The sequence below is a fragment of the Dactylosporangium sp. CA-092794 genome (genome assembly GCF_050948465.1).
In the GTDB taxonomy this organism is placed as follows: domain Bacteria; phylum Actinomycetota; class Actinomycetes; order Mycobacteriales; family Micromonosporaceae; genus Dactylosporangium.
The window spans coordinates 850,370-864,664 of record NZ_CP192044.1; the positions used below are offsets into that span (position 1 = coordinate 850,370).

Below are 14,295 nucleotides of genomic sequence, written 5' to 3' on the forward strand. Positions count from 1 at the left end.
TCGGGGGCCCTCCCGGTGCGGTGGGTGGTGGTTACAGGGCCGGGTAGGCGTTCTGCATGAGCTGCTGGAACTGGGCGGAGAACCAGGCGCCGGAGATCGGGGCGTTGGGCAGGGCGCCGGTCAGGCTGTTGCCGTTGCGGCCGTTGCCCGTGTAGGTCGGGTCGCACATCCGGTCGAAGCCCTTGCCGCCCGGGTTGTTCGGGCCGGTCGGGACCAGCGAGCTGGAGCCGTCCGACTCGCCCGGGGGCTTGATCCACACGTAGGCGTCGATGCCGGTGGCCGGGGTGGCGCGGGGACGCTCGCCCAGGCCGGCGCCGCTCTGGTTGCACCAGTTGCCGGCGTGGATACGGCGGTCGATGCGGGACTGGTCGACGTAGGTGTTGATGTCCGTCGAGGTGCTCGCCGCGGTGGGCCGGGCCGAGCCGCCCCAGCCGTTGCGGGACGTGTCGATCAGCATGCCGATGTTGGCGTTGAAGCCGGCCGAGACGAGCTGCTGGCGGAACGCCTGGGCGAAGGTCAGCTCGTCGGTGTACTGGTTCCAGTCCACCCACTTCGACTGCCGGATGGTCTGGCCGTTGATGGTGACGCTCGGCTGGATCCACGGCTCGGACAGCGCCGAGTAGTTCGCCGTGTCGGTGATGAAGCCGTCGACCGTGGCGACGCCGCCGACGGCGCCCTTGGCGGTGCTGGCGAACAGCTGGGCGGACGGGCCGAAGTTGGTGTCCCAACCGATCCAGCCGTGGTGGGCGGCGTCGATGTACTCGTAGTTGTTGGTCCCGGCCGCGTGCAGCTTGCTCAGGGCGTACTGGATGCCCGTCACATAGTTGCCGTTCTGCTTCATCGTCGCGCAGGCCGAGGTCGCGCCGGCCTGGCCGTCCGCGTTGGTGACCAGGTTCGGCAGGGAGTCGATCTCGATGATGTTGACGATCCGGATCGACGAGTACCTCGAGTCGGCCTCGATCGCGGCGATCGGGTCGATGTACTCGGTCTTGTAGCGGTCGATCTCGGTCGGGCCGAGCTCACCGTTGGAGGCCAGCGCCGCGCAGTCGCGGCCGGGCAGGTCGTAGATCACGAACTGGGCGAGGGTCGCGCCCTGCGCCAGCGCGTTGTCGAGGTGGGCCCGCAGGCTCGTGGCGTAGCCCGAGCCGGCCGGGGCGGTGATGGCGGCGATCGAGTCGAGCCAGACACCGGTCGGCTGGTTGGAGACGCGGCTGCCGCCCGCCTCGGCGGCGGCCTTCGCCGACCAGTCCGGGTTCACGTAGACCTTCGCGCCGACGTACGGGTTGTCGACGTGGCTCCCGCCGCCGCCGGTGGTCGTCACGCTGATCGACACCGGCGCGCTCGTGGCCGTCACGTTGGCGGCGTTGTACACCTTGGCCGTCAGCGAGTAGCTGCCGGCCGCGACGTTGGCCCAGCTGAACGTGTACGGCGAGGAGGTGTCCGTGCCCAGCAGCGTCGCGCCGTTGTAGAACTCGACCTTGCTGACCGTGCTGCCGGGAGCGGTCGCGGACGCGGCCAGGCCCACCGTGGCCGGGGCGGTGAACGTCGAGCCGCTCGTCGGGCTGGTCAGCGCGACCGTCGGGGCGGTCGGGTTGGTCGACGTCGAGGGCGACGGCGACGCCGAGGTCCGCGACGGCGACGGGCTGCCGCCGGTCGAGCCGGTGCAGGCGACCCCGTTGAGCGTGAAATTGGTGCCGTTGGGGTTGCTGCCGCTCCAGTTGCCGGTGAACCCGAACGAGATCGCCCCGTTGGTGGCGACGTTGCCGTTCCAGCTCAGGTTGGTGGCGTTGACGTGCACACCCGACTGGGTCTTGTCGGCGTTCCAGATCTGGGTGATCGTCTGCGACGTGTTGCCGAAGTCCCAGCCGACGGTCCAGCTGGTGAGCGCGTCGCCGAGGTTCGTGACGTCGACCTGGCCCTGGAAGCCGCCGGGCCACTGGTTCACGACCGTGTACTTCGCGGAACATCCGGACGCCGCGAACGCCTGGGTGGCGACGGCGACGGCACCGGTGGTCGCCACGACTGCGGCGGCCGATATGAGGGCGAGCTTGCGCCTCATCGACTCTCCTTACATTGACGAACCGGGGTTTGGGCGAAATCACCGTCCGTACCGGCCCTTCGGCGCGTCAAGGAGACCGACCAGGCGCAAGCCGCCTACCTCGTAAGTGACGGGTAACGAGCCTGAAACTTACGTTCAACCGACAGAAGCGAATGCCTTCCTGGACGTCCTTGAACTGGTCGTCCGCGGGCAGGCTCTTGAGGTGATGAAGCCGTCCTGCTCCCAGGCGTCGATGCCGTGCGAGCGGAACCAGGTCACCCAGTCCCGCAGCGCACCTGGTCGCCGACGCGATCCGGCACACCCCGCCCGGCGGGACGGTCACCATGCGGGTCGAGGGGCGCGGTGACCGGCTGACGATCGAGGTGGCCGACACACCGGCCTGCCCGCCGCGGTCCTTTAGCCGCTGTTCGCGACGAGGCGGGACTCCTCCCGCGGGTCCGGGCCGGGATCGGGGTCCGCCGGCAGCGGCTCGACGGACTGCCGGTCGGCCGAGGCCACGAGCGGCTCGGGCTTCGGCGTGACCACCTCCCGCCGGCGGGGGCCGTCGGCCCGGTCGATCGCGTCGAAGCCCCGGCGCAGGGCCCGCTTGAACATCGGCGCGAAGGGGCGCTCGACCAGGCGGTGGCCCAGGTAGGCGATCACCAGCATGCCGAGGACGGTGATGGCCAGCAGCGGCCAGGGGGCGATGATGCCCTTCATGGAGTAGATGAAGATGATGCCGATGTCCTGGTGCATCAGGTACAGCGGGTAGGTCAGTGCCCCGGCCACGGTCAGCCAGCGCCACCTCGCCCAGCTCAGCCAGCCGAGCGCGACGGCCGCCACGAGGGCGAAGAAGCCGCCGACGAGCGCCACCGCGTAGAGCCAGTGCAGCGAGTGGCCGTTGTAGATACTGTTCACCCGCACGTCGATGAGCAACTGGTGCTGGGCGACCAGCAGGCACAGCCCGATGAGGCCCCACAGCAGCGGCGTCGAGCCGAAGCGGTGCACCAGGTAGAGCAGGATGCCGGTCACGAAGTAGGGCGCGTATGCCGGCTGCACGATGAGGTCCACGATCGGGTAGTGGAACGCGCCGGTCAGGATCGCGGCGGCCATCCACAGCCCGCAGAAGGCGAGGACCCGGCGGTACGTCACGCCCAGCGCAACCACGGCGGCGAACAGCAGGTAGAAGCGCAGCTCGACCCAGAGCGTCCAGTAGACCTGGTCGACGTTGGGGGCGCCGAGCGCGTCCTGCGCCATCGTGAAGTTGGTCAGCAGGTCCGACAGCGTGTCGACGTGGAAGATGACCTGCACCTGGTCGGCCGTGTCGCGGTTGAGGCGCACCACCATGAACGACACGACGATCGCGACCCAGTACATCGGGAAAAGTCGCACGATGCGCGAGATCAGGAAATCGCTCAGCTTCCGGCCCCACGAGCTCATGCAGATGACGAACCCGCTGACGAGGAAGAACAGCTGCACGCCGAGGTTGCCGTAAGTGGCCAGACCGTAGAGGTGGGAGAACACCTGGTGATTCGGGCTTTCCCACAGGTGCGAGCGCTCGGTTCCCACGTAGTGGTAGGACACCACGAGCAGGGCCGCGACGAGCCGCAGGCCGTCAAGTGCCGCCAGTCGGCCTTCGCGCTTGGGGGAGACACGGGCGGACGGTTGGAGGTTGAGCACCGGGAACCCTAACCCGTGGGCGCCGGTCTGTCGACCCTGACCCGGCCGCCGCCGGTCGTTCGGGTGATCCGCCGGGGCCGATCAATTGGGCAGGTAGATCACGTAGCCGTCGATGGTGACCGTCTGGAATGTCCGGTTCGCCTTGCGCAGCTTCTCCTCGACCACCGGCACCGTGGGGCGCCCGTCGCGCCGCACGACGAGCGAACCGTCCTTGCAGTCGTACGTCACCAGCGAGCGGCACGGCAGGGTGTCGAAGACGTATGCGGCCCGCGGGTCCGCCCACGCCTGCACCCAGTACTCCGAGTAGCGGTTCCATCCGCCCTCCAGGCCGGCGTTCACCGTCCCGCACGTGACCCGCTCGCGGCTGAGGAAGCTGATCTTGCCGCAGACCCAGTAGTCGCTGTAAATGTGCGCCACCCCGAGGCGACCCAGGGTGTCGATGAGCGCCGCGTCGCGCTGGTTGCCCGCCTTGACCTGTGGTACCTCCCGGAATGCGGCAACGGTGCCGACCGCGAGGAAGGCGCAGTAGGCGGCCAGCACCGCGGCGCAGGCGACGCGCACCGTCCGGCGCAGCGCGTCCGGTCGCCGCCCGGCCGCGGTGACGCCCTGCCAGAGGGGCCAGAAGACGGCGGGGGCCGCGATCACGAAGCCGATGAGGTACCGGGCGTGGATGCCGGGCCACTCCACCGCCGCGTCGCTGAACGCGTAGAGGTAGAAGGTGATCGCCGCGCTCGCCAGCAGCGCCGCGTGGATGGCCTGGCGCCGCAGCCGGCGGGTCGGCTCCGCCTCGGGCGCGGGCCGGTCGGCGCCGGCGGGCCGCCGGTTGCGCCAGGCCCGCCACAGCCCCCAGGCCGCCAGCAGGATCGCGACCCCGAGCAGCAGCATGTAACCGGTGCCCCAGGCGTCGCGGACCAGGACGCAGGACCGGGCGTTGGACGTCGTCGGCCCCAGCGCGGGAAACTCGTTGACGCCGCAGAACGGCTCGCCGGTCATCATCGGCACGCTGGTGCGCACGGCGTTCCACAGCGCGTGCAGCTTCGCGTCCAGGGTCGCCGGCGGCTCGCCGCGGACGACCTGCAGCGCGGTGAGCGTGTCGGCGCCGGGCGCGGCGTGCAGGTTGTAGTGGATCGCCGGGTACATGCCGAGCACCAGGCCCGCGGCCGCGACCAGCGGCGCCAGCACCCGCACGAACTCGCGCCAGCAGACCGCGGCGAGCACGACGCCCGACATCAGCACGAAGGGAGCGGCGAGCAGGTCGGCCCACAGGCTGGTGCCGGCGACGGCGCCCCAGGCCGCATACACGGCCAGCCGCCACCGGCACTCGCGCAGCAGCCGGTACGGCCGGTGGGTGAGCACCAGCCAGCTCGTCAGCAGGAACAGCAGCGCACCGAACAGGAGGGTCTCGCCGTACCCGCCGATGGCGGTCAGCTCGCGGGCCATCACATACGGTGAGCCGAGCGCCAGGATGGTCAGGCAGACCAGCGCCCACCGCGCGCCGTAGACGAGCCGGGCCAGCAGGTAGCTGCTGACCAGGAAGGCCGCGAACATCAGGACCAGGCCGAAGCGCAGCATGAACAGCGACTCGCCGAACAGCCGGAACAGGACCGCACCCACCACGGCCTCGTGGGGGCCCATGTAGTTCTGGCCCGGGTAGAAGATCGGGCGCTCGTGGCGGTAGGCGATGTGCCGGGCCATCACGCCCAGGAAGCCCTCGTCGCTGTTGGTGGCCGGCCAGCCCTGGCCGATGAGGCCGATGCGGATCAGGCAGCCCAGCACGACCAGCCCGGCGGCCGTCCAGATGGAGGTGGCGCCGGCGAATCTGCCCCGCCGTGCTCCCGGAGCGGCGGACGGCGCCTCCCGAGCGGGATCCGCGACGGTGTCGGTCTGCAACTCTGCCCCTCCGATGACTACCGGCGGAATATATACCGAGCCCGGGCGACCGGCCGAAAGGGACGTCATCCTACCTGACGGAAGCGGCCCGGGGGCCGATTCGATGGAATTGGATGCCGGGCGCGGGTGACCCCGGCGTTGGAACAGCGTAGTGTGAGCCGGACTTTGTCACCAACCGCTGGAGTTCCCCGTGAAGCTCTCCATCCTCATGCCGGTGTACAACGAGGAGGCGCGGCTCCCTGATGCCCTGAAGCAGGCGCTGGCCGTCGACTACCCGTGCGAGATCGAGCTCGTGGTTGTCGACGACGGCAGCAAGGACCGCACGCCGGAGATCCTGGCCGGGGCGGACGACGCCCGGCTGCGCCCGGTGACGCATCCGCGAAACCAGGGCAAGGGCGCGGCGATCAAGACCGCCGTCGCCTCGGCGACCGGCGACTACATGGTGATCCTGGACGCGGACCTCGAGTACGACCCCAACGACATCCCCCGGCTGCTGGACCCGGTGCTCGACGGGCGCGCCGAGGTGGTCTACGGCAACCGCACGTTCGGTTCGCACAGCTCCTTCTCGTTCTGGTATGTGATGGGCAACAAGGCCGTCACCACCGCGGCCAACATGCTCTACAACTGCTACCTCGGTGACCTGGAGACCTGCTTCAAGCTCATGCCCCTGGAGCTGTACCGCTCGCTGGACGTCCGTTCGCGCGGGTTCGGCATGGAGGCGGAGGTCACCGGCAAGCTGCTGCGCCGGCGGGTGCGCCCGTTCGAGGTGCCGATCAGCTACCGGGCCCGGTCCCGCGAGGAAGGCAAGAAGATCACGTGGAAGGACGGCGTCGAGGCGCTGTGGATCCTGACCCGCGAGCGCATCCGGAAGCCCCCCGTGTCCGCCCGGTGACTCTGGAGCGAACGGTCCACATAGGACTTACGTGGCTCGGCGACCCGGGTCACAAAATCTGACGGATCGATTGAGTTTCGGGGGAAAACCGTTGAGGATCATAACTGTGTTGTGACCCATCCCTCGTCCGCTTCGGACCTGGGTCTCACTCAACGGGGAGAAGTAAACAGTGACTGCAATGCGCCCGTTCGGGCGCACCACCACCGTGCGCCTCGCCGCTATCGGCGTCGCCGCAACCGCTCTGATCGCCGCCTTCGCCACTCCGGCGCTCGCCGGGCCGGGCGGCTCCTCCGGCCGATCGGCCGACTCGCTCCTCCACCGGCCCCTCGCCTTCGACGCCGCGCCCGGCAAGTTCCGGGCCGCCGCCGCGGGTGCGGTGGCGAACAGCTACATCGTCGTCCTGAAGGACACCAAGGCGACGCCGACCGACGTCACCGACAGCGCCGACCGCCTCACGAGGGCGCACCGCGGCAAGGTCGGCAAGGTCTACTCGAAGGCGCTGCGCGGTTTCACGGCCACCCTGACCGAGGCCGACGCGAAGCAACTGGCCGCCGATCCCGGCGTCGCCTACGTCGAGCAGAACCGCTACGTCACCGCGGCCGAAACGCAGAACACCGTCACCACCTCGGCCAACGGGCTCAACCTGTGGGCTCTGGACCGGCTCGACCAGCCGTTCCTGCCGCTCAACCACCGGTACAGCTACCCGGTCAACACGACGAACGTCAACGTCTACGTGCTCGACACCGGTATCAACGCCGGCGCGGCCGATCTTCAGGGCAACCCCGGCCTGAAGCACGGCTGGTCCGCGACATTCCCGGCGGACCCGTCGTGCGCGCCCAACACCGACGGCCATGACGACAACGGCCACGGCACCTTCGTCGCCGCCGAGATCGCCGGCACCACCTACGGCGTGGCGAAGCAGGCGCCGCTCGAGTCGGTGAAGGTCCTCGACTGCAACGGCACCGGCACCGACGCCGAGGTCATCGAGGGCATCGAGCATGTCACCGCGACCGCGGTGAAGCCGGCCGTGGCCAACATGAGCCTCGGCGGTTCGGTCAGCACGGCGATCGACGATGCGGTCAAGGCGTCCATCGCCAGCGGCATCACCTACGTCGTCGCCGCGGGCAACGAGGGCGTCGACGCCTGTACCGTGTCGCCGGCCCGGGTGCCCCAGGCGATCACCGTGGGTGCCACCGATCACACCGACTTCCGGGCCAGCTTCTCCAACTACGGCACCTGCCTCGACATCTTCGCGCCGGGCGTGGATGTCCAGGGCTCGTACCAGGGGGGATACGCGTACGCCAGCGGTACCTCGATGGCCGCGCCGCTCGCCGCCGGGGACGCGGTGCTGCTGCTGCACGCTCACCCCACCTGGACACCGGCACAGGTCCAGGACGCGATCGTCAGGGTCGGCATCACCGGCACCGTGCACAACGCCGGCGCCGGATCGACCAGCAAGCTGCTGCGCGCCGGCGAGCCCACGCCCCCGAACACCTTCGGGCTGCGCTCGCACGCCAACAACCTCATCGTCACCGCCGATGGGGGCGGCGCCCGCCCGTTGATCGCCAACCGGTACAACGTCGGCGGCTGGGAGAACCTCACCGTCGTGGACGCCGGCGACGGCAGCCACGTGGCGCTTCGCTCCAGCTCCAACAACCTGTATGTCACCGCTGACAACGCCGGTGCCTCCCCGCTGATCGCCAGCCGCACCACGATCGGCGCCTGGGAGAAGTTCACGCTCATCCGCAACGCCGACGGCAGCGTCAGCCTGCAGGCGGCGATCAACGGCAAGTATGTGACGGCCGACAACGGCGGCAGCTCGGCGCTGATCGCCAACCGCGCGACCATCGGCCCGTGGGAAGAGTTCGACCTGACCGGCCAGGCGGCCGCCATCTTCCTGATCTCGCTGGCCAACGGGGAAATCGTCACCGCCGACAACGGCGGCAACTCCCCGCTCATCGCCAACCGGGACGATATCGGCGCCTGGGAGCAGTTCGACATCGTCGACGCGGGCGGCGGCTACGCGGCCATCGTCGCGCACGCCAACGGCAAGTTCGTCACCGCCGACAACGGTGGCGCATCGCCGCTGATCGCCAACCGCACCTCGGTCGGCCCCTGGGAGAAGTTCAAGCTCGTCAACAACCCCGACCTGACCCTGAGCTTCCTCGCCAACGCCAACAACCGGTATGTCACCGCTGACAACGCCGGTGCCTCCCCGCTGATCGCCAACCGCACGGTCATCGGCGGCGACTGGGAAGAGTTCGTCTACGCCACCACCGACGAGCTGAACCCGTAGCTCCGGCGCCGTCCCCTGCCGGTCGGGTGACCGGCAGGGGACGCGTACGGTGGGCTGCGTGGGGTCGCGGTGTGTGCTGGCGTCGCTGGAGGTCGTGGTCGGGCTGGCCGAGGCGGCCAGCCGGGCGTGGCGGCGGCAGGATGGGCTGATCAGCGCCGAGTGCGTGGCCGGCGTGCTGCTCGAGCGGCTCGGCGCCGAGCGCGTCCGCTGGGAGGCGGCGCCCGGGTTCGGGGCCTCCGGCGAAGGGGTGCCGGACGAGGTCGAGGACGAGGTCGAGGCCACGGTCCGGCAGGCGTCCTGGACCGCGCGGCGGTGGCTGCACCAGGACGGCTACGTCCCCGGGCCGATGTGGGACCAGCGGGTGCGGGTGGCGGTCGGCCGGGCGCTGGCCGCGGCCGAGGCCGGGCCCGAGATCCGGTATCTGGGGTTCAAGCTGTTCCTGCGGGCCCTGCTGGCCGAGTGCGCCTCACCCGGGGAGTGGATGGAGTTCGTGCGCCGCTTTCACCTGCGGCCCGACGCGGAGTTCCTGGCCGACGGCACGCCCGACGCGGCGGTCTCCCTCGCCATGCTGCGGACCTTCAAGGTGGTCGATGGCGGCGAGGCGGGCGGGCTCGCCGCGCTGGCCGCGAGGTCCCTGGTGCGGGCCGAGCGCGGCCGGGACGACGGGCCCATGGTGCCCGTGCTGCGGGCCGAGGCGACCCGGCAGGCGGTGCGCGGCGGCTGCGCGCTGGTCGGGCAGGCGCACCTGGTGATGGCCGTGTGCGCGGTCGACTTCGCTCTGGCGCAGACCGGGAGCCGGCTCAACGCCGCCGCCGCGCCGGTCAACGCCGCCGCCGGGGTGCTGGCCGAGCTCGGCATCTCCTACCCCGTGATCAAGGACTTCGCGGAGGACCTGGCGGCCGTGCCGGGCGATCCGCCGCCGGGCGAGCGCTCCTGGCGCCAGGACCGGGCCGACCCGCCGTGGGGCGCCGACCTGGTGCAGGCCTTCACCGAGGCGAAGCGGCTCGCGGTGGACCTCGGCCACCGGTTCCCCGGCACCTCGCACGTGCTCTACGCGGTGGCCGCCGACGGGGCCGGCACCGGCGCCCGGATGCTGCGCGCCTACGGCGTCGACCCGGCCGCCCTCGCCGTCCGGCTGGGCCGGCAGCTGGCGCCGTAACCGGCCGGCCGGCGCTACGCGTCGTAGCGGTGGATCCAGCCCTCCAGGCGCTTGACCAGCGGGGCCAGGCCGGGCAGATCGGCCACGTCGTTCGTGGTGACCTTGTGGCCGCCGTAGTGCACGACATACGTCTGCAGGTCGGCACCCGGCTGCATCCGGTGGGCCGGCAGGTGATCGAAGTCGGCCGAGCGCAGCTCCGCGCGCAGCGCCGCCAGCTCGTCGGCGGCCAGCGTGGCCCGCACCGTGCCGTGCTTGCGGGTCTCGATGCGCAGGCCGCCGTCGTCGCCGACCTCGACCCGCACCGTGCCGCCCGCCACCCCGCCGCTGCGCTCCATCGTGACGAGCCCGCCCCCGACCGCCCGCCAGACCAGCCAGCCGGCGACGAGCACGACGACCAGGGCGGCGGCCCCCACCCCGATCCGGACCCGCGGCGACATCCGCGCCAGCGCGGGCGGCACCCGCAGCGACCTCGACATGCCCCGGGACGATAGCCGAGCCGCGCAACGCCGCAAAGACACCCGCCGCGCATCGGGTGCCCCCACGCCCGCCCGGGCGGCCGGGGCCCGGGTGATCGGGCCCCGGCCGCGCCGGGACTAGCGGTTGAAGCGGCGGTCGAGGGCCAGGTTGTGGTCGTCGAGCGACGGGATGTAGGACGGCGCCGCCGAGGCGGTGAGCGCCGCCGCGGGGGTGGGCACGCCGGCCCAGCGCTGCACGGCCGCCGTGGCGGTCGCGGTCTCGGCGGGTTTGAGCAGGCCGATGTTCGCGCCGTGGTTGGCGCCGGCGGCGACATACCACAGCGAGTCGCGGGTGCCCGGCCCGAGGCGGAACGGCTCCGCGCCCCACGGGTCGTTCTGGCCGTAGACGAACAGCAGTTGCCGGCCGGCGAACTTCACCCAGGCGTCGACGTCCAGCATGGCCAGCGGCTGGAAGTGCGGCACCAGCTCGCGCGGGATGTAGGATTGCGCCCGGTCCTGGCCGCGGTAGTGCTGCAGCCGGGCGATGTTGGGCAGCTTGATGTCGGGGTAGCCCAGCTGGTAGGAGGCCTGGAAGTAGTACGGGAAGTATGGCTCCAGGCCCTGGTCGGTGTTGGAGTCCAGGCCGTAGATCAGGTCGATCCACGCCCAGATCTCGTCGCTGGACGCCGAGGCCGGCGGCACGTCCGCGCAGTCGCTCTCGTCGCTGTACTGCCAGAATGCCCACGTCGTGCCGTTGACCATGAACTCGAAGGCCCGGTCGGCATTGCCCACGATGGTGAAGGTCCGGCCGTTCTCGCTCGCCCACGCCTGGTAGCGCGCGACGAACTCCTTCCGCCGGTGCAGCGCCTCGACCTGGATGCCGTCCAGGGCCGCCCGGCACTGCGGCCCCCCAACCTTGGTGAAGAAGCGGTCGTAGGCCGAGTCCTCGTCGTTGACCACGTCCTGCGGCGCCACGTAGGCGACCGTGCCGGCCACGTCGTCGGGGTAGAAGCGGCGGTGGTAGATCGAGGTCATGCCGCCCTTGCTCGCCCCGGTGGAGATCCACTTCTGCGAGTAGATCGGTTTGAGGGCCTGCACGATCCGGTGGTGGTCGGTCGCCGCCTGCCAGATGGTGAGCTGCTGGTCCCAGTTCGGGGCCGCGGGCCGCGACGGGGTGAAGAAGCGCTGCTCGACCGAGATCTGGTTGCCGTCGACGAGCCGGGTCGGCTCGGACCGGAAGGCGTACTCCGGCACGTTGTAGCCGGTGGTGTGCAGCACCATCGGCCGGTCGGTGCCGCGGTGCAGCAGCGTGAACCGCTGCTGGAAGGTGCCCTTGCGCGGGTTGGTGTGGTCGACCGGCTGAGTGATGCTGAGGATGAAGAACCGGTACGGCGCGGCGACCGGCTGCTCGGAGAGCACGGTCAGCCCGGGCACCGCCTCCAACCGGGCCAGGATGTCGGTGCCGGTCGCGGTGGCCGCCGCGGCGGGCCCGGCCACCCCCACGGCGCCAGCGGTGGCTATGCCGGCCGTCAGCGCCACCGCGAGCAGCGCCCGTCGGAGTCGGATCATGCGGTACCTCCCCATTGAGACCTGTATCTGTCTCGATGGAACCTACCGGAGGTCCTGCATGCGCCGCACCCAGTCGTGGAAGCCGCGGATGTGGTGCTCGCTGGGCACCAGCACGCCGCCCGCGGCGTAGGCGCGCGAGGCCATCGCCGGCTGGCAGCGCTCGCACGCGTCGAAGTCCTGGCGGTTGACCCGGTCGAACAGCTCCACCGAGCGGTCGATGTCCGGGTCGCCGGCCAGCACCGAGGGCAGGTAGAGCCAGTCGCACTCGACCAGCGTGCGGTCGGCCGCGATCGGGAACATCCGGTGCAGGATGACGTGGTCCGGCACCAGGTTGATGAACACCTGCGGGCGGATGGTGATCGCGAAGTAGCGGCGGTCCTGGGCGTCGGCCAGGCCGGGCAGGCGCTCGACCCCGGCGGAGCCGTCGACGGTGAAGCCCTGCACGTCCGGGCCGAACTCGGCGCCGTGGCCGACGTAGTACTGCGCCGCGTAGCCCAGCGCGAACTCGGGCAGCACCCGGACCAGCTCCGGGTGGATCGTGGCGCAGTGGTAGCACTCCATGAAGTTCTCGACGATGAGCTTCCAGTTGGCCTTGACGTCATAGGAGATCCGCCGGCCGATGTGGAGGCCTTCGATGTGGTACCGCTCGATCGCCGCCGGATCGCCGAGGCGCTCGGTGGCCGCGCCGATCACGGTCTCGGTGAACGACGGCGGCTCGGCCGCCAGGCACACCCAGACGTAGCCGAGCCACTCCCGCACGTGCACCCGGTGCAGCCCGTAGCCGGCCCGGTCCACGTCGGGCAGGTCCTTGAGGTTCGGCGCCGCCACCAGCGAGCCGTCCAGCGCGTACGTCCACGCGTGGTACGGGCAGCGCAGGTTGCGCCGGGTCCGCCCGGCCGGCTCCGTGCACAGCAGCGCCCCGCGGTGCCGGCACACGTTGAGGAGGGCGTGGACCGCCCCGTCGAGATCCCGGGTGATCAGCACGCTCTCCCGGCCGATCGGCACGGTGCGGAACTGCCCGGGCTCGGCGATCTCGGAGGCGTGGACCGCGCAGAACCACAGCCGCTCGAAGATGCGCTCCTGCTCGACGGCGAACCGCTCCGCCGAGGTGTACGCCTCCCCGGGCAGCGTGGGTAGCAGGCTCGACGTCATCGGGGTACCACCTTTTCTACCAGGCCCGCGCCGGGTCGAACAGCGCGATGGGATGGCCGGTCGCGCCGGTCAGCACGAGGTCGGCGAGGATCTCCCCGACGACGGGGACGAACTTGAAGCCGTGCCCGGAGAACCCGCACGCGACGGTGACCCGCTCGTGCGCCGGGTGCCGGGCGATGACGAAGTGCTCGTCGGGCGTGTTGGTGTACAGGCACGTCTTGCCGCGCAGGAAGCGCCCCGCCCCGGCCGGCACCCGGGTGGCCAGGTGCGCGGCGATGACCTCGACCTCCTCCGCCCGGATGCTCCGGTCGATCGTGTCGGCGGTGGTCGGCTCGCCGCGGCGGAAGAACGCGAACTTGACCCCGTCGTCCGCCCCGTCCAGCGCGGGGAAGCCGTACACCTGCGTGCCGGGCGGCCCCTCCCAGATGAAGATCGGCTGCCGGTCCGGCCGGAACGGCTCGATGCCGCCGGTCGGGGCGAACCAGAACTGCACCTGCCGCTCCACGACCAGCGGCACGCCCAGATCGGCGAGCAGCTGCGGGGCCCAGGCGCCCGGGCAGATCACGAGCGCGTCCGCGCGGTACGTCCCGGCCTCGGTGCGGACCGTGACCCCGTCGCCGCCGGCCGACCACTCGGCGACCGGCTCGTGGAAGCGCAGCTCGGCGCCGAGCCGGGTGGCCAGGCCCAGGTTCGCCCCGACCGTTTTCTCCGGGCGCACCAGCCCGGCCTTGGCCTCGTAGAGCGCCACCTCGTCGTCGCGGGGCGTGAACAGCGGGAAGCGCCGGCGGATCTCGGCCGCGTCGAGCATCTCGTGCGGCAGCCCCCACCGCTCGGCGCTGCGCCGGCTGCCGTCGACGGTCCGCGAGTCCGGGGTGCCCATCATCAGCCCGCCGGTGAGCGTGATCAGGTCCTGGCCGGAGTCGTGGGCGAGCTTGTCCCACAGCTCGTAGGCGCGCAGCAGCAGTGGCACGTAGGCCGGGTCCTCGAAGTAGGACTGCCGGGTGATCCGCGAGCCGCCGTGGCTCGCCCCCAGGTCGTGGGCGGGGCCGAACCGCTCCAGGCCGAGCACCCGCTGCCCGCGGGCGGCCAGGTGGTAGGCGGCCGAGCTGCCCATGCCGCCCAGCCCGGCCACGATCACGTCGTAGGACTCCACTGCGAACCTCG

At 71.1% G+C, this 14,295-nt stretch carries 10 protein-coding genes; 3 read left to right on the forward strand and 7 right to left on the reverse strand.

The genetic code is table 11. From position 1 onward, the window contains the following. Positions 1-31: 31 nt before the first annotated feature. The 3 genes from ACQPXD_RS03750 to ACQPXD_RS03760 form a co-directional block, all read right to left on the reverse strand. Positions 32-2,059 (reverse strand): glycoside hydrolase family 6 protein, encoded by a 2,028-nt coding sequence (locus ACQPXD_RS03750; protein WP_432834820.1) that lies wholly within the window; start codon positions 2,057-2,059, stop codon positions 32-34. A 396-nt stretch (positions 2,060-2,455) separates the two neighbouring features. After that, positions 2,456-3,718, reverse strand: a complete 1,263-nt coding sequence (locus ACQPXD_RS03755; RefSeq protein WP_432834822.1) for an acyltransferase family protein — start codon at positions 3,716-3,718, stop codon at positions 2,456-2,458. 81 nt (positions 3,719-3,799) lie between these two features. Beyond that, entirely contained in the window at positions 3,800-5,608 is a 1,809-nt protein-coding gene (locus ACQPXD_RS03760; protein WP_432834824.1) for a hypothetical protein, read from the reverse strand. A gap of 190 nt (positions 5,609-5,798) precedes the next feature. On the opposite strand from ACQPXD_RS03760, the gene ACQPXD_RS03765 reads away from it, so the two are divergent. The 3 genes from ACQPXD_RS03765 (at position 5,799) to ACQPXD_RS03775 (ending at position 9,955) form a co-directional block, all read left to right on the forward strand. Next, positions 5,799-6,500 carry a glycosyltransferase family 2 protein gene (locus ACQPXD_RS03765; protein WP_432834826.1) on the forward strand — a complete coding sequence of 234 codons (702 nt, stop codon included), beginning with the start codon at positions 5,799-5,801 and terminating at the stop codon, positions 6,498-6,500. Between the two features lie 178 nt (positions 6,501-6,678). After that, positions 6,679-8,796, forward strand: coding sequence for a S8 family serine peptidase (locus ACQPXD_RS03770; RefSeq protein ID WP_432834828.1), 2,118 nt, complete (start codon positions 6,679-6,681; stop codon positions 8,794-8,796). Between the two features lie 58 nt (positions 8,797-8,854). Beyond that, complete coding sequence (locus ACQPXD_RS03775; protein ID WP_432834830.1) at positions 8,855-9,955, forward strand: Clp protease N-terminal domain-containing protein; 1,101 nt, start codon at positions 8,855-8,857, stop codon at positions 9,953-9,955. Between the two features lie 14 nt (positions 9,956-9,969). Here the strand turns inward: ACQPXD_RS03775 and ACQPXD_RS03780 are convergent, their stop codons facing one another. From ACQPXD_RS03780 to solA, 4 genes are all read right to left on the reverse strand, one after another. After that, positions 9,970-10,431 carry a hypothetical protein gene (locus ACQPXD_RS03780; RefSeq protein ID WP_432834831.1) on the reverse strand — a complete coding sequence of 154 codons (462 nt, stop codon included), beginning with the start codon at positions 10,429-10,431 and terminating at the stop codon, positions 9,970-9,972. Between the two features lie 117 nt (positions 10,432-10,548). Continuing rightward, positions 10,549-11,979, reverse strand: coding sequence for a S28 family serine protease (locus ACQPXD_RS03785; RefSeq protein WP_432834833.1), 1,431 nt, complete (start codon positions 11,977-11,979; stop codon positions 10,549-10,551). A gap of 42 nt (positions 11,980-12,021) precedes the next feature. After that, entirely contained in the window at positions 12,022-13,131 is a 1,110-nt protein-coding gene (locus ACQPXD_RS03790) for an aromatic ring-hydroxylating oxygenase subunit alpha (protein WP_432834835.1), read from the reverse strand. A gap of 16 nt (positions 13,132-13,147) precedes the next feature. After that, positions 13,148-14,284, reverse strand: a complete 1,137-nt coding sequence (gene solA / locus ACQPXD_RS03795; RefSeq protein WP_432834837.1) for an N-methyl-L-tryptophan oxidase — start codon at positions 14,282-14,284, stop codon at positions 13,148-13,150. Positions 14,285-14,295 lie beyond the last annotated feature (11 nt).